Genomic DNA, 18,352 nt, shown 5'->3' with positions numbered 1-18,352 from the left:
GGGAGCCGCTTAAGCGGTCACAGCCCTGTCTTCCATGGCTTCTCGCCAACCTCCCAGCCATTGAGACCGGGCGTCCACCGATGATTGGTAGGGACAATGTTCCCTGGAACGCCCTAAAATACCTGCCTGATACCCTCTCGAATGCGCCCTTTCCAGACGATCGCGTTTCTGTCTCTTCATGCCTCGTTTCCCTCATTTTGGTCTGGTGGAAAGAAAACAATGGCTGCTTTTTGCGCAGCCACGAGTAATCAATAGCGCTAAAAGAAGAGAAGATCAATGCGCAAAATTCACGCCAATGTCATATTTGTGAGCTACGCCCGAGGAAAGTGCTAAGTGGCTGATCTGCCGGGGAAGGAGTTAACCAGTTGAAATGAAATAGAAATCCCTGCCAGCGAGAAAAAACGAATTTCCACGGCGACAGGGATTAGACGATTTTAGACCAAATTATGACTAAATGCCGCCCATCTGTGCGGCGATAGCCTGGGCTTCCTGCTGCCACCCCTGCGCCAGAGTGCGCACCAGGGCATCATAGCCGTCTTCACCCTGTTTCAGCTCCAGGCTGAAAGGCCGTTTGATCAAGCGCCCCTGGCGGTTCAGCACCCACTCGCCGCGAATGATCGCCTTGCCGTCAAAACGGCCGTGGAAGCCGCTGATGGTCACGTTCAGCACATCCTGATCGCTGCTCATCGGCTGCGAAGAGACCACCCAACCCGGCAGCGCGCTGCTCAGGTTGGTGACCAGCGTTTGCTGCAGCTGCTGGTCGAGCGGGCTGGCCCACAGGTTGTTCTGGGCTATCACATACTGCACGTCGTTGGTCTGATACACCACGCCGCTCTGCGCCAGATAATCCGCCACGCTCACGTGCTCCAGCCACAGCTGGCGCGTGGAGGCGCCGCTGCTGCTGGCCGCGGCCGGCGCGCCCAGCGCCGGCAACTGATAGTAAGTCTTCTGTGGCGAACTGCTGCAGGCGCTGAGCAACAGCGCCAGGGCTACCGGGATCCATTTCATCATTTCGTGGCCTTCTTCGGCTGAGGGTCATTACTGCCGGCGGCTTCAAACACCAGCGCGTTGCTCTTCTCATTCAGGGTGCGCAACACCGGTTGCAGCTCACGCAAGACCTGATCGAGGCGCTGCATGTCGCCCACCATCTTGTTGTAAGCCGGCGAACCTGGCTGGAACCCTTTCATGCTGCGGTTCAACTCCAGCAGCGTTTTCTGCATGTCCTGCGGCAGCGCCTGCATCTCTTTGCTGGCGATGATGTCGTTCAACGACTTCATGGTCTGCTGCGTCGACTTCATGGTTTTCTGACTTTCCGCCAGCGTCTTGGTCGCCTCGTTGATCATCGGATTGATCGGCATCGCGTTGATCTTGTCCAGCGTCTGCATCAGTTTCTGCTGGATCTGCGCCAGACCGCCGCTGGTGGTTGGCATCAGCGGATAACCAAACAGCTCGCGCGGCCCTTTCCACGGTTTCTCCTGCGGATAGAAGTCGAGATCGATATACAGCGAACCGGTCAGCAGGTTGGCGGACTTCATCGAGGCGCGCATGCCGCGGGACTCGGCGTCTTTCAAGTGCCCTTCGATATCGAAGTTGCCGCCCAGCTGTTTCTGGAAGCGATCCGGCTCGATGCGGATCAGCACCGGAATGCGGTAATCATTATCCAGACGCTGCGCCATGCCGTCTTTATAGAACGGCACCTGCGCCACCGTACCCAGACGGATGCCGCGGAACTCGACTGGCGCGCCCGGCTGCAGGCCGCGTACCGAGTCGGAGAAGAACAGCAGGTAATCCTTATGTACGGTATACAGCGAATCCTGCGTGCTGCGCTGGTTGTCGAACAGCTGGTACTCCGCCTTCTCTTTCGCCAGTTCGCCGCGATCCCAGCCGTCCGGCACGTCGAAGCTGACGCCGCCGCTGAACAGCGTGGTCAATGATCCCATCTCTACCCGCATGCCCTGCGCCGACATGTCAAACGCCACGCCGCTGTCTTTCCAGAAGCGCACGTTGGTGGTGACCAACTGATCGTAAGGCGCGGTGATGAACAGCTGATAGCGCATGGCGCGCGCTTTAGGATCGAAATAGCTGGTTTCCACCGACCCGACGCGATAACCGCGGAACAGCACCGGATCGCCGGCGTTAAGCTGGCCTGATTTCTCGCTGTCCAGCACGATACGCAGCCCTTTGGCATCCGGAGAGGCCAGCGGCGGCGCGTCGAGCAGCTGGTAGTTGTCTTTACCGTCTTTGCCCTTGTTGCCCGGCTGCAGTTCGATATAGGCGCCGGAGAGCAGCGTCCCCAACCCGGAAACGCCTTCACGGCCGATCTGCGGCTTCACCACCCAGAAGGCGGAATCCTGGCGCAGCAATTTCTCCATGCCGGAATTAAGACGCGCCTGCACCATCACCTTGCTCAGGTCATCGCTCAACGTGACGGTTTCCACCACGCCGACGTCAACGCTGCGGCTTTTGATTTTGGTTTTACCCGCTTCCAGCCCTTCCGCCGTCGTAGTCACCAGCGTCACTACCGGCCCCTGATGGCTAAAGTGGTAAAACAGGATCCAGGCGCCGATCAGCGCGGTCACGATGGGAATGATCCACACCGGCGACCAGCGTTTGATCTTCTCGACGTCCGCGACGCTATGATTATTTTCCGTCACCTTGCGGCTCCTTGTTGATTGTTTCACTTGCGCGATCCCAGGTCAGCCGGGGATCAAATGTCATGGCGGCGAACATGGTGAGGATCACCACCAGCGCGAACAGCACGGCGCCCGTCGCGGGATAAATGCTCATCAACTGCCCCATTCGCACCAACGCCGACAACACGGCGATCACAAACACGTCGATCATTGACCAGCGGCCAACGAACTCGACCACTTCATAAATCAGGTGCATGCGCTCGCTGTCGGCGCGCGGTTTCTTCCTGCCGTTGGCGTCCCAACACAGCCAACCGATCGCCAACATTTTCAGCGACGGCACCATGATACTGGCGATGAAAATCACCATCGCTACCGGATAAGAGCCGTCCCCCCACAGCAGGATCACCCCCGCCATGATGGTGGAGTTCATTTTGTTACCCAGCGCCTCGGTCACCATGATGGGCATCAGGTTGGCCGGAATATACAGCATGATGGAGGTCACCAGCAGCGCCAGCGTCCACTGCAGGCTGTGGCGGCGACGCACGTAGCCCTTGGTGTGGCAGCGCGGGCAGCTCACCTGATCGGCCGGCAGGATCGCCGTGCAGCACGCGCAGGAGCGCACGCCCTGGCGCATGCCGGTGCGTCCTACCGTCAGCGGGCGATCGAGACGCGGTGCCGGTTCGATGTCCTGCCACAGCCAGCGCCGATCCACGCATTGGAAAGCGCGCACCTGCAGCAGGCAGAACAGACAGTAAGGCACGAAGCTACTGCCGATACCGATATCGCCATAGGCCATCAGCTTGACGAAGCTGACCAGCACCCCGGCGAGGAAAATCTCCACCATGCACCAGGTTTTGAACTGGAACAGCACCCGGGCCATCCACTCTTTCAGTCCCAGCGGCAAACGCACTTTGGCGCACAACAGGATGATCGCCACCATGCAAAATGCCGGGATCAGCTGCACGAACACCATAAACAAGGTGGCCATGCTGGCGTAGTCTTCCGCCACCATGACTTCCGGGATTTGAATCAGCCGGATTTCGTTGCCGAGGCCGGCGACGCGCATGTTGATAAACGGGAAAATGTTGGCCAGCACCAGCATGAACAAGGCGCTGAGCGCGTAACCGATCGGCCGCTTGCGCGGTTCGTCCCAGCGGGCGCTGAGCGTGGTTTTGCAGCGCGGGCATACCGCTTTGCTGCCATAGGCCAGCGGCGGTAGCGCCACCAACATGTCGCACTGCGGGCACAGCATCAGGTTATCCTGCTGCGCCGCCGAAGGTGCGGAATGACTATGCTGCTGATGATTGTTGTGGGAACACACCATATTCCTCCTCAATAACGTTGCTCACCGGCACGTCGATACCGCCCGCAGCAGCGCGCGGGCGGTATCGCAACGGTCAGCCGTTTTTCATCGCTTCCAGCTCTTCCCAACGGGCGAAGGCCTGCTCGAGCGCCTGCTCGGCGTTAGCCAACGCCGTCAGCACTTCTTGCGTTTCGCTGTGCGGCCGCGTGAAGAAGTCGGCATCGCTCATCTGCGCCTGCAGCGCTTCGATTTCCGCTTCCAGCTGTTCGAGCCGCTGCGGCAGCTGTTCCAGCTCACGCAGCAGGTTGTAACTCAGCTTGGCCGCCGCTTTCTTCGGCTGTTCGGCCTTTTTCTCCGCCGCCGGTTTGCTCGCGCTCGGCGCCGCCTGACGAATCGGTTTCGCCGTCGCGCGCTGATGATGCGCATCGTAGTAACCGCCGACGAAGGCCTTGATCACGCCATTGCCTTCGAAAATCCAGCACTCGGTCACCGAGTTGTCGACGAACTGACGATCGTGGCTGACCAGCAGCACGGTGCCCTGATAGCCGTCGATCAGCTCTTCCAGCAGCTCCAGCGTTTCGACGTCGAGATCGTTGGTTGGTTCATCGAGGATCAGCAGATTGCTCGGTTTCAGAAACAGCTTAGCCAACAGCAGGCGGTTACGCTCACCGCCCGACAGCGCCTTCACCGGCGTCATCGCACGCTTCGGGTGGAACAGGAAGTCCTGCAGGTAGCCCAAGACGTGGCGAGGGCGGCCGTTGACCATTACTTCCTGTTTACCTTCCGCCAGGTTGTCCATCACCGTGCGCTCCGGATCGAGATCGGCGCGGTGCTGGTCGAAATAAGCCACTTCCAGCTTGGTGCCGCAGTGCACGCGGCCGCTGTCGGCTTTCAGCTGACCGAGCATCAGTTTCAGCAGCGTGGTTTTGCCACAGCCGTTCGGCCCCACCAGCGCAATCTTGTCGCCGCGCTGCACCTGAACGGAGAAACCGCGCACCAGCACTTTTTCGCCAACCTGATAATTGACGTCTTCCAGCTCAAATACGATTTTGCCGGAGCGAGTCGCCTCTTCCACCTGCATCTTGGCGGTGCCCATCACTTCACGGCGCTCTGAACGCTCGACGCGCAGCGCCTTCAGCGCACGCACGCGGCCCTCGTTACGGGTACGGCGCGCTTTGATGCCCTGACGGATCCAGACCTCTTCCTGCGCCAGCTTGCGATCGAACTCGGCGTTTTGCAGCTCTTCCACCCGCAGCGCTTCTTCTTTGCTCTGCAGGTACAGATCGTAGTTGCCCGGCCAGGAAACTAGCTTACCGCGATCCAGATCGACGATGCGCGTCGCCATGTTGCGGATAAACGAACGGTCGTGCGAGATGAAGACGATGCTGCCGTCGAACTCTTTCAGGAAACCTTCCAGCCAGTCGATGGTTTCGATATCCAGGTGGTTGGTCGGTTCGTCGAGCAACAATACGCGCGGCGAGCTCACCAGAGCACGGCCCAGCGCCGCTTTACGCAGCCAGCCGCCGGACAGCGAGGAAAGTTCTGCGTCGCCGTTCAACCCCAGCTGCAGCAGCACTTCGCTGATGCGACTGTCGAGCTGCCAGAGTCCCTGGTGATCGAGGATCTCCATGATTTGCGCCATGCGCGCCAGGTTTTTCTCGCTCGGATCGCTTTCCACCAGGTGGGAAATCGCATGATACGCCTTCAGGTGTTCTGCCTGCTCCGCAACGCCTTCCGCCACGAAGTCGAACACGCTGCCGCCGATATTGCGCGGCGGATCCTGTTGCAGACGCGCCACGATCAGATCCTGTTCGTAGATCACCCGGCCGTCATCCAGCGGGATCTCTTTGCCGAGGATCTTCAGCAGCGTAGATTTACCGGCGCCGTTGCGCCCGACCAGACACACGCGCTCGTTGTCTTCGATATGAATTTCGGTGTTGTCTAACAGTGGCGCATCGCTGAAAGAAAGCCAGGCGCCGGACATGCTGATTAACGACATAGTAATTATTTTCCTTCGCCGGCGTGAGTCACCAGCCAGCAGTTGTGGATCTGACGGTTACGGGCAAAGTCCTGCGACAGCGTCTTGGCGGTGATCTCTTTCGCCTCCAGGCCCAGCGCACTCAGCCCTGCCATATCCATTTGGAAACCGCGCTTGTTGTTCGAGAACATGATGGTCCCGTTGCGGCGCAGCAACCGTTTCAAATCTTTCATCAGCGCCAGGTGATCGCGCTGCACGTCAAAGGTGTTCTCCATCCGCTTGGAGTTGGAGAAGGTCGGCGGATCGATGAAGATCACGTCGAACTGTTCGTTGGCGTTGCTCAACCACGACAGGCAGTCGGCCTGGATCAATCGATGCTGACGGCCGGTCAGGCCGTTGGCGCGCAGGTTCTTCTCCGCCCATTCCAGATAAGTGCGCGACATGTCCACCGTGGTGGTGCTGCGCGCGCCGCCCAGCCCGGCATGCACGCTGGCGGTGCCGGTATAGGCGAACAGGTTGAGGAAGTCCTTGCCATTGCTCATCTCGCCCAGCATACGGCGCGCGATGCGGTGATCGAGGAACAAGCCGGTATCGAGATAGTCTGTCAGGTTGACCCACAGCTTGGCGTTATACTCTTCCACCAGCAGGAACTCGCCCTTCTGCGCCAGTTTCTCGTACTGGTTTTTGCCCTTCTGCCGCTCGCGCGTTTTCAGGATCAGCTGATTCGACGGCAGCTCCAGCACCGCCAGCGTCGCGTTGATCACATCGAACAGGCGCTGACGCGCTTTCTGTGCATCGACGGTTTTCGGCGGCGCATACTCCTGCACCACCACCTTGCTGCCGTAGCGGTCCACCGCGACGTTGTATTCTGGCAGATCGGCATCGTACAGGCGGTAGCATTCAATGCCTTGTTGCTTCGCCCACTTGTCGAGCTTCTTCAAATTCTTGCGCAGACGGTTGGCGAAATCTTCCGCCACCTGCACGCCGCCGGTAGCGGCACCGGCCGGGCTTGCCGCCAGCTGATAATTTTTCTGCACGCACTCCAGCGGGCCGTTCTTCGCCTTAAACTGGCGCTCGGCGCGCAGCTGCAGGCAGCTCAACAGCTCCGGCGAGGCGCTGAACAGCGACAGCTGCCAACCGCCGAAGGCGCTTTTCATCACGCGGCCCAGCATGTTGTGCAGCGCGATCAGCGCCGGTTCGCTTTCCAGACGCTCGCCATACGGCGGGTTGCTGATCACGGTACCGTGCGGGCCTTCCGGCAGCGGGTTGGTCAACCGCGCGACGTCGCCGACGTTGAAGGTGATCAGTTCGGCGACGCCGGCGCGACGGGCGTTGCCGCGCGCCATCTCAATCACCCGGCGATCGATATCGGAACCGAAGAAGCGAGAGGCGGTTTCCTGCAGACCGCGGCGGGCACGAACCTGTGCTTCGGTGGTGACTTCACGCCACAGTTCGGCGTTGTGGCCATTCCAGGCGCTGAAGCCCCAGTGTTGACGGTGAAGACCCGGCGCGCGATCGGCGGCGATCATCGCCGCTTCGATCAACAGCGTGCCGGAACCGCACATCGGATCGAGCATCGGCGTGCCCGGCTGCCAGCCGGAGCGCAGCACGATGGCGGCCGCCAGGTTTTCCTTCAGCGGCGCCTGGCCGGTGAGATCGCGGTAGCCGCGCTGGTGCAGGCCTTCGCCGCTCAGATCGAGCGCCACGCTGGCCATATCGCGTTGCAGGAAGACGTTAACGCGAATATCCGGCTGCTGCTTGGCAACCGTCGGGCGTTGGTCAAGTTTACGGGTGAAGCTGTCGACGATGGCGTCTTTCACCTTCAGCGCGCCATATTGGCTGTTGCGGATCTCTTCGTTCACGCCGCTGAAATGCACGGCAAAAGTTTTATCCACGCCAAAAATGCTCGGCCAGTCGATCGCCTGCACCCCAAGGTACAGATCCAGGTCGCTGTGCACGCGGAATTCGTTCAGCGGCAACAGAATGCGCGAAGCCAGGCGGCTCCACAGCAGGCTTTGGTACAGAAGACGATCGTCACCCTGAAAATGTACCCCGCCCTGCACCACTTTGCAGTCGTGAGCGCCAAGCGCTTCCAGCTCGCTTTTTAACAGTTCTTCCAATCCACGCGCCGTGCTGGCAAACAGAGAGTTCATATCGTACTTATCACCAAAAAGAAAATTGTTGCGCATTATAGCTAATCCGCACCGCTTGTCATAAAGTTGCTCCCTTCTATTTAATCATCGCACGGAGATAAGGGTGATCACGCTTTCCAAACTCTACGTCCATCCGGTTAAATCACTGCGCGGCCTGCAGCTTTCTTACGCCCAGGTCGGCAGCAGCGGTCTGGCCTTCGACCGCAACTTTATGATCACCGAGCCGGACGGCACCTTTATTACCGCGCGCCAATATCCGCAGATGGTGTTGTTCACGCCGGCGCTGTTGCCGGATGGGCTGTTTCTGACCGCGCCGGACGGTGAAAGCGCCGCCATTCGCTTCAGCGACTTCGCCGCCGCGCCGCAGCCGACCGAGGTATGGGGCAACCATTTCACCGCGCTGACTGCGCCAGATGAGATCAACCGCTGGCTGAGCGGCTATTTCCAGCGCGACGTGCAGCTGCGCTGGCTGGGGCCGGAGCTGACCCGCCGGGTCAAGAAACACCCTGAAATCCCGCTGACGTTTGCCGACGGCTACCCTTATCTGCTGATTAACCAGGCTTCGTTCAACGATCTGCAACAGCGCTGCCCCGGCAGCATCAAGCTAGAGCAGTTCCGCCCCAATCTGGTGGTGAGCGGCGCCACCGCCTGGGCCGAAGACGGCTGGCAGGTGATCCGCGTCGGTGACGTGATGTTCGATCTGGTGAAACCCTGCAGCCGCTGCGTGCTTACCACCGTCAGCACCGAGCGTGGCCGCAAGCACCCGAGCGGCGAACCGCTCAGCACGCTGCAAAAATTCCGCTCCGCCGACAACGGCGACATCGATTTTGGCCAGAATATGATCGCGCGCAACAGCGGCATCATTCGCGTGGGCGATACGGTGGAAGTGCTGTCGACCAAGCCGCCGCGCCCTTATGGCGCCGGGAAAGTGGTGGAGAGCGTGCAGGCGCCACAAGACAGCGCGCACAGCGTCACGATCGAATATGAAGGCAAGGTGTTTACCGGCAATAACCAGCAGATCCTGCTCGAGCAGTTGGAACAGCAAGGCATCCGCGTACCTTACTCCTGCCGCGCCGGGATTTGCGGCAGCTGCCGCATTACGTTGTTGAGCGGTGAAGTCGCGCCCCTGAAGAAAAGCGCGCTGGGCGACAACGGCACCATCCTGTGCTGCAGCTGCATCCCGAAAAGTGATTTGACGTTGGCGTAATCCGCCTTATACCGCCCTGTCGTAAGCCGGGGCGGCGCTTTCATCCTGCGCGCAGGGTTTCAGCCGATCGTGCATCACCTTGATGGCGTCACCCAATACCATGGTACGGCCAGCGACCGTCAGCTGATTTTGCGCAAGCAGGCACAGGCTGGCGTTATCCCCGGCCTCCACCACCAGCAAGCGCGCTTCCGCGCCGCTCTCCATCACTTTCACCGCCGCCAGCTCGCCATTTTTCGGCTGCAGCGGGTAATGCTGCTGCGAGAAATGCCAGCTCTTTGGCATCAGCGGTTTCAGGAAGCGATAGGCGACCAGCGCATTCAACACCAGCTCGGCGCGCTGTTCATGGCTCAGCTTGACCTGCTTGCACTGTTCTTCATAGGTGAAATAAAGGGCGGCGTCATCCACGCAAAAAGCGCATTCATCAAAGGCGTCCGGCGTTAACATTTTGGCCGGGAAACGTGAACGAAAGATCATACCATTAGCTAAATCCAGCATTAGCCGATCGTGTTCGGCATCAAAATACCAACGCCAATTATCGTCAGGTTTTATCTTCATTTCGTATCCTTCTCGCTGCCTATGCCAATGCCGCACTCACCCTAAAAGGCGATTTTATCACCGATAAAATAGCTTAAACATCGGATAATTCCGCGAACGATATTTATGCTAACGAACAAAATATAGACGAGCCGGGGGCAGAAATAAACCCCCGGAATAAAATGAGAGGAAAAATATTAGATATGGGTAACGATATCTTTAATCAAACGCGGGCCGTGATAGATAAATCCGGAATAAATTTGCAGCAGGCTCGCGCCGGCCTCCATTTTTTCGCGCGCCGCCGTCAGCGAATCAATGCCGCCTACGCCGATAATCGGCAGGCGCCCCTGCAGTTCGGTGGAGAGACGACGGATCACTTCGGTGCTGCGTGATTGCAACGGACGCCCGCTTAACCCGCCCGCTTGTTCGCAGTAATTCAACCCCTGGATCAATTTTCGATCCAACGTGGTATTGGTGGCGATCACGCCATCGATATTATGCCGCACCAGGCTATCGGCAATTTGGATCAATTCTTCTTCTGAAAGATCCGGCGCGATCTTTACCGCCACCGGCACATATTTGTGATGCCGCGCATGTAATTCCTGCTGCTTATTTTTAATCGCAGCCAAAAGATCGTCCAGCGCTTCGCCATACTGTAAGGATCGTAACCCCGGCGTATTCGGTGAAGAGATGTTAATCGCGATATATCCGGCATACGGATAAACTTTATCCATGCAGATCAAATAATCGTCTTTTCCCTGCTCGACCGGCGTGTCTTTATTCTTGCCGATATTGATCCCAAGAATGCCGCCGAAATGGGATTTCTTAACGTTTTCAACCAGATTGTCCACGCCATGGTTATTGAACCCCATGCGGTTAATCAGGCCTTCCGCCTCAACCACGCGGAACAAGCGCGGCTTGTCGTTGCCCGGTTGCGGACGCGGCGTCACGGTGCCGACTTCCACATGGCCGAAGCCCATCGCGCCGAACGCATCGATGCATTCGCCGTTTTTATCCAGACCGGCGGCCAATCCCAGCGGGTTTTTAAACGACAGCCCCATGCAGCTGACCGGTTTGGTCGGCACGGACTGACGGACAAGAAACGCTAATGGGGTGCCGGTAATACGGCTGAGCTGACGAAAGGTCACTTCGTGCGCGCGCTCCGGATCGAGCTGGAACAACGCTTTCCTGATGAGGGGGTAGTACATGGACTCTCCTGATTTCCCGGTTGCAAACCGGGGGCGTATTATCCGGTATCCCCCGCCTAATTGGAATTGATTAAAGGCAAAAAAAGCCGTTTTTACGCAATCGTTTTCCCACTTCACCGCCAAATCGGCGCCAATCCGCTTTTGCGCATATCCAAATCAAAAAATGAGATTTAAACAACGCGCCCGGTTGCTGGTAGGTTTAAAACACTTCCCATTGATTTTCTAATTAAACCTAACTTTTAGTTATAAGGAGTGGCAATGCGCGTTATATCACTGGCCGGTAGCCCACGTATCCCATCACGTTCCGCCGCGCTGCTCTCGCTGAGTCAGAACTGGCTGCGGCAGCAAGGGGTGGAAGTGACGGCCTATACCCTGCACGACTTTGACGCCGAAGATCTGCTGTACGCCAACTTCAACAGTCCGGCGATCAAGGCGTTTGCCGAGCAGCTGGCGCAGGCCGACGGCCTGCTGATTTCCACGCCGGTTTATAAAGCGTCGTTCTCCGGCGCGCTGAAAACTCTGCTGGACCTGCTGCCGGAACGCGCGCTGGATCATAAGGTGGTGCTGCCGCTGGCGACCGGCGGTTCCGTCGGCCACATGCTGGCGGTGGACTATGCGCTGAAACCTGTGCTGGCGGCGCTGAAAGCGCAAGAGGTGCTGCACGGCGTGTTCGCCGACGACAGCCAGATCCAACTGACCGGCGAAAGCGCCACGCTCACCGACGCCGTGGCCGCCCGGTTGGAAGAGGCGCTCGCCAGTTTCTATTTGGCGCTTGGCCGCCGCAAACCGCCCGCGCTGCGCGTCGCCTCGCCGCTGACGGCGCGTCAAACCGCCTGACATGCCTGGAAAAGGAGGGCCTGAATGAAACAACGCAACGCTTTGCGACGTTGGCTGAGCACCGCGGCCTTCACCGGCCTGCTGTCGCTGGTCTGGGCCAACGCCGCCGTCGCGCAGGATCCGGCGCAATTTCGCATCGGTTACCAGAAAGGATCGGTGAGTCTGGTGCTGGCGAAAAGCCACCGGCTGCTGGAGGAACGCTTCCCCGCCACCCGCATCAGTTGGATTGAATTTCCCGCCGGCCCGCAGATGCTGGAGGCCTTGAACGTCGGCAGCATCGATCTGGGCAGCACCGGTGATATTCCGCCGATCTTTGCGCAGGCCGCCGGCGCGGATCTGCTGTATGTCGGCGTTGAGCCGCCCAAACCGAAGGCCGAAGTGATCCTGGTGCCGGAAAATAGCCCGATCAAAACCGTCGCCGATCTGAAAGGCCATAAGGTCGCGTTCCAGAAAGGATCCAGCTCACATAACCTGCTGCTACGATCGCTGCAAAAGGCCGGACTGAAATTTACGGATATCCAGCCCGCCTATTTGACGCCCGCCGATGCGCGCGCCGCATTCCAGCAGGGCAACGTCGATGCCTGGGCTATCTGGGATCCTTATTATTCCGCCGCGCTGCTGCAGGGCGGCGTGCGGGTGCTCGGCGACGGCACCGATCTGAATCAGACCGGTTCCTTCTATCTGGCGGCGCGCCCCTATGTCGAAGCTAATGGCGCCTTTATCAGCCAGGTCTTGACGGTGCTGACCCAGGCCGATGCGCTCACCCGCAGCGACCGGGCGCAAAGCGTGACCCTGCTGGCCAACGCCATGGGGCTGCCGGAACCGGTGATCGCCAGCTATCTGGATCACCGCCCCCCGACCGCCATCACACCGCTAGATGCGCATACGATCGCCGCGCAGCAGCAAACCGCCGACCTGTTTTACGCCAACCGGTTGGTGCCGGTGAAGGTCGACATCTCGCAACGCATCTGGCGCCCAAGCGCGCAATAAATACGGGGGAACATTGACGATGAGCCTGAACGTTTTCTGGTTTTTACCCACCCATGGCGACGGCCACTATCTTGGCAGCGCGCAGGGCGCTCGCAGCGTCGATCACGGTTACTTGCAGCAGATCGCCCAGGCGGCGGATCGGCTGGGATTCGGCGGTGTGCTGATCCCCACCGGTCGCTCTTGCGAAGACTCTTGGCTGGTGGCCGCCTCGCTGATCCCGGTCACCCAGCGGCTGAAATTTTTGGTCGCGTTGCGGCCGGGCATCATCTCCCCTACGCTGGCGGCGCGTCAGGCGGCGACGCTGGATCGCCTGTCCAACGGGCGCGCGCTGTTCAATCTGGTCACCGGCGGCGATCCGGAAGAGCTGGCGGCGGAGGGGTTACATCTCAGTCATGAAGAGCGTTACGAGGCCTCGACCGAGTTCACTCATATCTGGCGCCGGGTACTGGAAGGCGAAACCGTCGATTTCGACGGCAAGCATATTCAGGTGAAAGGGGCCAAGCTGCTGTTCCCGCCGGTGCAGCAACCGCGCCCGCCGCTCTATTTCGGCGGATCCTCCACCGCCGCGCAGGATCTGGCCGCCGAACAGGTAGAAATGTACCTCACCTGGGGAGAGCCGCCGGCGCAGGTCAAAGAGAAGATCGAGGAAGTACGCGCCAAAGCGGCGGCGAAGGGCCGACAGGTGCGTTTCGGCATCCGTCTGCATGTCATCGTGCGGGAAACCACCGAAGAGGCCTGGCGCGCCGCCGATCGGCTGATCGCCCACCTCGATGAGGAAACCATCGCCAACGCGCAGCAAGCCTTTGCGCGCTTCGACTCCGTCGGCCAACGGCGCATGGCGGCGCTGCACGGCGGCAAGAAGGACAACCTGGAGATCAGCCCGAACCTGTGGGCCGGCATCGGCCTGGTGCGCGGCGGCGCCGGCACCGCACTGGTGGGCGATGGCCCGACGGTCGCCGCACGCATGCAGGAATACGCCGATCTGGGCATCGACACCTTTATTCTCTCCGGCTATCCGCATCTGGAAGAGGCCTACCGCGTCGGCGAACTGCTGTTCCCTCACCTCGATCTGGCGCAGGAAGAAACGCCTGCGCGCCTTCAGCCGGTGCGCCCGCAGGGCGAAGTGGTGGCCAACATTTATGTTCCGCAAAAAGTGTCGCAGAGCTGAGGAGCGCCCCGATGGCAAATAACGTACAACGCATCCTGTATCGGCTGGCTCCCTGGGCGCTGCCGTTGGCGCTGGTGATCCTCTGGCAAATCGCCGTCGAAACTGGCTGGCTGTCCAACCGCATTTTGCCGGCGCCGAGCGCGGTGCTCGCCGCCTTCTGGCGCCTGAGCCAAAGCGGCGAGCTGTGGCAGCACCTGAGCATCAGTAGCCAGCGCGCGTTGATCGGCTTTGCCATCGGCGGCAGCATCGGACTGATCCTCGGTTTTATTACCGGGTTGTCGCACTGGGGCGAACGTCTGTTGGACAGCTCGGTGCAAATGATCCGCAACGTGCCGCACCTGGCGCTGATCCCGCTGGTGATCCTGTGGTTCGGCATCGATGAGTCCGCCAAGATCTTTTTGGTGGCGCTCGGTACGCTGTTCCCGATTTATCTCAATACCTATCACGGCATCAAAAACATCGATCGCGGCCTGCTGGAGATGGCCCGCAGCTACGGTCTGAGCGGTTTCCGCCTGTTTACACAGGTGGTGCTGCCAGGCGCGCTGCCGTCGATTATGGTCGGCGTGCGTTTCGCTCTCGGCTTCATGTGGCTGACGCTGATCGTCGCCGAAACCATCTCGGCCAATTCGGGCATCGGCTACCTGGCGATGAACGCGCGTGAATTTCTGCAAACCGACGTGGTGGTAGTGGCGATCGTGCTGTACGCCCTGCTCGGCAAGCTGGCGGACGTGGGCGCGCAGCTGCTAGAGCGCGTCTGGTTACGCTGGCATCCGGCCTATCAACTGAAACAGGGAGAAGCGCTATGACCCTTCCCGCTCGCCTTGCCCAAGGCACGCCGGTGACGCTGGAATCCATCGGCAAACGTTACGGCAACCGCACCGTGCTGGACAATATTCAGCTGCGCATTTCCGCCGGGCAGTTCGTGGCGGTGGTCGGCCGCAGCGGCTGCGGCAAGAGCACCCTGCTGCGCCTGTTAGCCGGCCTGGAACAGGCCAGCAGCGGCGCGCTGCTCAGCGGCAACGCGCCGCTTGCCGCCGCCAAAGAGGATACCCGGTTGATGTTTCAGGATGCGCGCCTGCTGCCGTGGAAAACGGTGATCGACAACGTGGGCCTGGGGCTGCGCGGCCACTGGCACGACGCGGCGCTGCAGGCACTGGACGCGGTCGGTTTGGCGGATCGCGCCCGCGACTGGCCGGCGGCGCTGTCCGGCGGACAAAAGCAGCGGGTCGCCCTGGCGCGCGCGCTGATCCACCGCCCTCGCCTGCTGCTGCTGGACGAACCGCTCGGGGCGCTGGACGCCCTGACGCGCATCGAGATGCAAGGGCTGATAGAGACGCTGTGGCAACAACACGGTTTTACCGTACTGCTGGTCACGCATGACGTCAGCGAGGCCATCGCGCTGGCGGATCGGGTGATCCTGATCGAAGAGGGACATATCGGGCTGGATCTCACCATCGATCTGCCGCGGCCACGCCGCAAAGGCTCGGCCCGGCTGGCGGAACTGGAGGCCGAAGTGCTGGAACGGGTGTTATCGCCGCCGGTCACCGCGGCCAGCCCTCGTCAGGCAGCGAATTGAACGGATAAAAAAAGGGACGGCGCAGGCCGTCCCTTGATGTCTTCATCGCGAAAAGATCAGGCGTCGAGCGCCTTGCTGATCTTCTCGTACAGATCGCCGGACAGGTTTTCCAACCCTTTCAACTGTTCCAGCGCCTTGCGCATCAGCGCCTGGCGGCCTGCGTCGTAACGCTTCAAACGAATCAGCGGTTCAATCAGGCGTGCGGCGATCTGCGGGTTGCGTTGGTTGAGATCGCTGAGGATCTCCGCCAGGAACTGATAGCCGCTGCCATCCGCCGCATGGAACGCCGCCGGGTTGCCGGAAGCGAAGCCGCCGATCAGCGAACGGGTGCGGTTCGGGTTACTCAGGCTGAACGAACGGTGTTGCAACAGCGCGCGCACCTTGCTCAACACGTCTGCCGCCGGGCTGCTGCCCTGCAACACGAACCATTTGTCCATCACCAGGCCATCCTGATGCCAGCGCTCGTCGAACGCCGCCAGCAGCGCATCGCGGCACGGCAGCTGGGCCGCGACCGCAGCAGACAGCGCCGCCAGCGAGTCGGTCATGTTGTCCGCCTGGCGATACTGTTCGCTCACCAGCTGGTCCGCCAGCACCACATCTTCGCCGAACGCCAGATAGCCCAGGCACACATTACGCAAGGCGCGCTTGGCGATCTCGCCATGCTCCACGCGGTAGCCGTCGGTCTTGTTGGCGTGATACACCGCCAGCCACTCATCGGCCAACTCCCGCGCCAGGCAGCGTACGATCGCTTCGTGCACCGCGGCGATCGCTTCTGGATCGATAGTGGCGAACAGCTCGGCGATTTCGTTCTCCGACGGCAAGGTCAGGATCTGCGCCGCCAGCGCCGGATCCAGTTTTTCGTCCAACAGCACCGCGCGGAACGCATCGGCCACGTGCAGCGGCAGCGACAACGGCTGCTTCTGCTGGTGCCGCGCCACGTTCAGTTTGATGTAGGTCGCAAGCAGGCTCTGCGCCGCATCCCAACGCGCAAACTCATTGCGCGCGTGCTGCATCAGGAAGGTCAGTTGCTGATCGCTGTACGGATAATCCAGTTTCACCGGCGCAGAGAATTCACGCAGCAGCGACGGCACCGGCTTGTGCGCCACGCCGTCGAACACGAAGGTCTGCTCCGCTTCGGTGACGTTCAGCACGTTGTTGACCGGCAGGCCGCCCTTCTGCAGCGCGATGACGTTGCCTTCGCTGTCGTACAGCTCGATATCCAGCGGGATATGCAGCGGCAACTTCTCAGGCTGATCGGCGGTCGGCGCGGTTTTCTGGCTGACATGCAGGCGATATTGCTGAGTTTCCGCATCGTACTCGTCGCGCACCGTCAACAGCGGCGTGCCGGACTGACTATACCAACGGCGGAAGCGCGACAGATCCACGTTGGACGCGTCCTCCATCGCCTGTACGAAGTCATCGCAGGTGGCGGCGCTGCCGTCGTGGCGTTCGAAATAGAGCTGCATCCCTTTCTGGAAGTTCTCTTCCCCCAGCAGGGTGTGCATCATGCGGATCACTTCAGAACCTTTTTCATACACCGTCAGGGTGTAGAAGTTGTTCATCTCGATCACTTTGTCCGGGCGGATGGCGTGCGCCATCGGGCTGGCGTCTTCGGCGAACTGCGCGCCGCGCATTACGCGCACGTTATCGATGCGGTTGACCGAGCGCGATCCCAGATCGGAACTGAACTCCTGATCGCGGAACACCGTCAGCCCCTCTTTCAGGCTGAGCTGGAACCAGTCTCGGCAGGTCACGCGGTTACCGGTCCAGTTGTGGAAGTATTCGTGGCCAATCACCGCTTCGATGTTCAGGTAATCCTTGTCGGTGGCGGTTTCCGCCTTCGCCAGCACATATTTGGAGTTAAAGATATTTAACCCTTTGTTCTCCATCGCGCCCATATTAAAGAAATCGACCGCCACGATCATATAAATGTCGAGATCGTATTCCAGACCGAAGCGGGTCTCGTCCCACTTCATCGAGTTCTTCAGCGACGTCATCGCCCAGTCAGCGCGATCCAGATTGCCGCGATCGACGAACAGCTCCAGTGCGACCTTACGGCCGGAACGGGTGGTGAAGCTGTCGCGCAGCACGTCGAAGTCCCCCGCCACCAGCGCGAACAGGTAGCAAGGTTTCGGGAACGGATCCTGCCATTGCACCCAGTGGCGGCCATCGGCCAATTCACCCTGGCCAATGCGGTTGCCGTTTGACAGCAGGAACGGATAGCGCGCCTTGTCGGCCACGATGCGAGTGGTAAAGCGCGCCAGCACGTCCGGGCGATCCTGGTAATAGGTAATGTGGTGGAAGCCTTCGGCTTCGCATTGCGTGCACAGCGCATCGCCGGACAGGTACAGCCCTTCCAGCGCGGTGTTTTTCGCCGGGTGAATGTCGTTGACGATGGTAAGAGTGAATTGTGCCGGCAACTCATCGATGATCAGCTGGTTATCCTGCTGACGGTAGGCGCTCCACGGTTGGCCGTCGACCTGAATGCTCACCAGCGTCAGATCTTCACCATCCAGCACCAGCGGTGCACCGGCCGTGCCCTGACGTTTGATTTTACTGACGGCGGTCACGCGCGTGGTTTCCGCGTCCAGACTGAAGTCCAAATCGATATCGGTCGTGGTGTAATCGGGCGCGCGATAGTCGTGGCGGTATTTTGCCTGTGGCTGTTGTGTCATAAAAACCCTTAAACATCTCAGTGAGTTATAGGTGCCAGGCCGCTCTTCCCCTTCGTACCGCAGCCGGTGTGTTTCCCGGCAGCGCGCGGC

The 18,352-nt window shown here is 60.1% G+C and carries 15 protein-coding genes; 6 read left to right on the top strand and 9 right to left on the bottom strand.

All coding sequences use genetic code 11. The features are described 5' to 3' along the window. Positions 1–9: 9 nt before the first annotated feature. The 6 genes from rmf to rlmKL all read right to left on the bottom strand — a co-directional run bounded on the left by rmf (position 10) and on the right by rlmKL (position 8,067). The gene (gene rmf, locus FOT55_RS07900) at positions 10–180 is read right to left on the bottom strand and encodes a ribosome modulation factor (protein ID WP_004928150.1); all 171 of its coding nucleotides are present in this window, start codon (positions 178–180) and stop codon (positions 10–12) included. Positions 181–450: 270 nt separating this feature from the next. Continuing rightward, the gene (gene pqiC, locus FOT55_RS07895) at positions 451–1,011 is read right to left on the bottom strand and encodes a membrane integrity-associated transporter subunit PqiC (protein WP_043137613.1); all 561 of its coding nucleotides are present in this window, start codon (positions 1,009–1,011) and stop codon (positions 451–453) included. Then, positions 1,008–2,654 carry an intermembrane transport protein PqiB gene (gene pqiB / locus FOT55_RS07890; RefSeq protein ID WP_025302305.1) on the bottom strand — a complete coding sequence of 549 codons (1,647 nt, stop codon included), beginning with the start codon at positions 2,652–2,654 and terminating at the stop codon, positions 1,008–1,010. Before pqiB ends, pqiC begins: the two co-directional genes overlap by 4 nt. Further along, positions 2,641–3,957 carry a membrane integrity-associated transporter subunit PqiA gene (gene pqiA / locus FOT55_RS07885; protein ID WP_071826107.1) on the bottom strand — a complete coding sequence of 439 codons (1,317 nt, stop codon included), beginning with the start codon at positions 3,955–3,957 and terminating at the stop codon, positions 2,641–2,643. Before pqiA ends, pqiB begins: the two co-directional genes overlap by 14 nt. A 73-nt stretch (positions 3,958–4,030) precedes the next feature. Beyond that, positions 4,031–5,935 carry an ABC transporter ATP-binding protein gene (locus tag FOT55_RS07880; RefSeq protein WP_147823338.1) on the bottom strand — a complete coding sequence of 635 codons (1,905 nt, stop codon included), beginning with the start codon at positions 5,933–5,935 and terminating at the stop codon, positions 4,031–4,033. Between the two features lie 5 nt (positions 5,936–5,940). Then, complete coding sequence (rlmKL, locus tag FOT55_RS07875; protein ID WP_025302302.1) at positions 5,941–8,067, bottom strand: bifunctional 23S rRNA (guanine(2069)-N(7))-methyltransferase RlmK/23S rRNA (guanine(2445)-N(2))-methyltransferase RlmL; 2,127 nt, start codon at positions 8,065–8,067, stop codon at positions 5,941–5,943. A gap of 103 nt (positions 8,068–8,170) precedes the next feature. Here rlmKL and FOT55_RS07870 point away from each other — a divergent pair, with 103 nt between their 5' ends. Continuing rightward, the gene (locus FOT55_RS07870) at positions 8,171–9,274 is read left to right on the top strand and encodes a YcbX family protein (protein ID WP_016928298.1); all 1,104 of its coding nucleotides are present in this window, start codon (positions 8,171–8,173) and stop codon (positions 9,272–9,274) included. A gap of 6 nt (positions 9,275–9,280) precedes the next feature. On the opposite strand, the gene FOT55_RS07865 is transcribed toward FOT55_RS07870, so the two are convergent. Together FOT55_RS07865 and pyrD are read right to left on the bottom strand one after the other, a co-directional pair. Beyond that, positions 9,281–9,829, bottom strand: a complete 549-nt coding sequence (locus tag FOT55_RS07865) for a cell division protein ZapC (protein ID WP_004928171.1) — start codon at positions 9,827–9,829, stop codon at positions 9,281–9,283. Between the two features lie 176 nt (positions 9,830–10,005). Beyond that, positions 10,006–11,016 carry a quinone-dependent dihydroorotate dehydrogenase gene (gene pyrD / locus FOT55_RS07860; protein ID WP_019454516.1) on the bottom strand — a complete coding sequence of 337 codons (1,011 nt, stop codon included), beginning with the start codon at positions 11,014–11,016 and terminating at the stop codon, positions 10,006–10,008. Between the two features lie 258 nt (positions 11,017–11,274). On the opposite strand from pyrD, the gene ssuE reads away from it, so the two are divergent. The 5 genes from ssuE to ssuB are packed head-to-tail and all read left to right on the top strand — an operon-like array spanning position 11,275 to position 15,587. Continuing rightward, entirely contained in the window at positions 11,275–11,853 is a 579-nt protein-coding gene (ssuE, locus tag FOT55_RS07855) for an NADPH-dependent FMN reductase (RefSeq protein ID WP_043137622.1), read from the top strand. Positions 11,854–11,877: 24 nt separating this feature from the next. After that, positions 11,878–12,843 carry a sulfonate ABC transporter substrate-binding protein gene (locus FOT55_RS07850; protein ID WP_147823337.1) on the top strand — a complete coding sequence of 322 codons (966 nt, stop codon included), beginning with the start codon at positions 11,878–11,880 and terminating at the stop codon, positions 12,841–12,843. A gap of 19 nt (positions 12,844–12,862) precedes the next feature. Then, on the top strand, positions 12,863–14,011 hold the full coding sequence (gene ssuD, locus FOT55_RS07845; RefSeq protein ID WP_147823336.1) for an FMNH2-dependent alkanesulfonate monooxygenase: 1,149 nt from the start codon (positions 12,863–12,865) through the stop codon (positions 14,009–14,011). 11 nt (positions 14,012–14,022) lie between these two features. Beyond that, on the top strand, positions 14,023–14,817 hold the full coding sequence (gene ssuC / locus FOT55_RS07840) for an aliphatic sulfonate ABC transporter permease SsuC (RefSeq protein WP_049204257.1): 795 nt from the start codon (positions 14,023–14,025) through the stop codon (positions 14,815–14,817). Beyond that, positions 14,814–15,587, top strand: a complete 774-nt coding sequence (gene ssuB / locus FOT55_RS07835) for an aliphatic sulfonates ABC transporter ATP-binding protein (protein WP_147823335.1) — start codon at positions 14,814–14,816, stop codon at positions 15,585–15,587. Before ssuC ends, ssuB begins: the two co-directional genes overlap by 4 nt. Before the next feature lie 56 nt (positions 15,588–15,643). Here the strand turns inward: ssuB and pepN are convergent, their stop codons facing one another. After that, complete coding sequence (pepN, locus tag FOT55_RS07830; protein WP_147823334.1) at positions 15,644–18,262, bottom strand: aminopeptidase N; 2,619 nt, start codon at positions 18,260–18,262, stop codon at positions 15,644–15,646. Positions 18,263–18,352 lie beyond the last annotated feature (90 nt).

It is taken from the genome of Serratia bockelmannii, from assembly GCF_008011855.1.
In the GTDB taxonomy this organism is placed as follows: domain Bacteria; phylum Pseudomonadota; class Gammaproteobacteria; order Enterobacterales; family Enterobacteriaceae; genus Serratia; species Serratia bockelmannii.
This window is presented reverse-complemented; position numbering and strand designations above follow the sequence as displayed.

What these genes read in the sequence shown, in the direction of transcription:
- rmf (WP_004928150.1), bottom strand. Translation starts at nt 180, where the DNA reads ATGAAGAGACAGAAACGCGATCGTCTGGAAAGGGCGCATTCGAGAGGG.
- pqiC (WP_043137613.1), bottom strand. Translation starts at nt 1,011, where the DNA reads ATGATGAAATGGATCCCGGTAGCCCTGGCGCTGTTGCTCAGCGCCTGC.
- pqiA (WP_071826107.1), bottom strand. Translation starts at nt 3,957, where the DNA reads ATGGTGTGTTCCCACAACAATCATCAGCAGCATAGTCATTCCGCACCT.
- FOT55_RS07880 (WP_147823338.1), bottom strand. Translation starts at nt 5,935, where the DNA reads ATGTCGTTAATCAGCATGTCCGGCGCCTGGCTTTCTTTCAGCGATGCG.
- rlmKL (WP_025302302.1), bottom strand. Translation starts at nt 8,067, where the DNA reads ATGAACTCTCTGTTTGCCAGCACGGCGCGTGGATTGGAAGAACTGTTA.
- FOT55_RS07865 (WP_004928171.1), bottom strand. Translation starts at nt 9,829, where the DNA reads ATGAAGATAAAACCTGACGATAATTGGCGTTGGTATTTTGATGCCGAA.
- pyrD (WP_019454516.1), bottom strand. Translation starts at nt 11,016, where the DNA reads ATGTACTACCCCCTCATCAGGAAAGCGTTGTTCCAGCTCGATCCGGAG.
- ssuE (WP_043137622.1), top strand. Translation starts at nt 11,275, where the DNA reads ATGCGCGTTATATCACTGGCCGGTAGCCCACGTATCCCATCACGTTCC.
- FOT55_RS07850 (WP_147823337.1), top strand. Translation starts at nt 11,878, where the DNA reads ATGAAACAACGCAACGCTTTGCGACGTTGGCTGAGCACCGCGGCCTTC.
- ssuD (WP_147823336.1), top strand. Translation starts at nt 12,863, where the DNA reads ATGAGCCTGAACGTTTTCTGGTTTTTACCCACCCATGGCGACGGCCAC.
- ssuC (WP_049204257.1), top strand. Translation starts at nt 14,023, where the DNA reads ATGGCAAATAACGTACAACGCATCCTGTATCGGCTGGCTCCCTGGGCG.
- ssuB (WP_147823335.1), top strand. Translation starts at nt 14,814, where the DNA reads ATGACCCTTCCCGCTCGCCTTGCCCAAGGCACGCCGGTGACGCTGGAA.
- pepN (WP_147823334.1), bottom strand. Translation starts at nt 18,262, where the DNA reads ATGACACAACAGCCACAGGCAAAATACCGCCACGACTATCGCGCGCCC.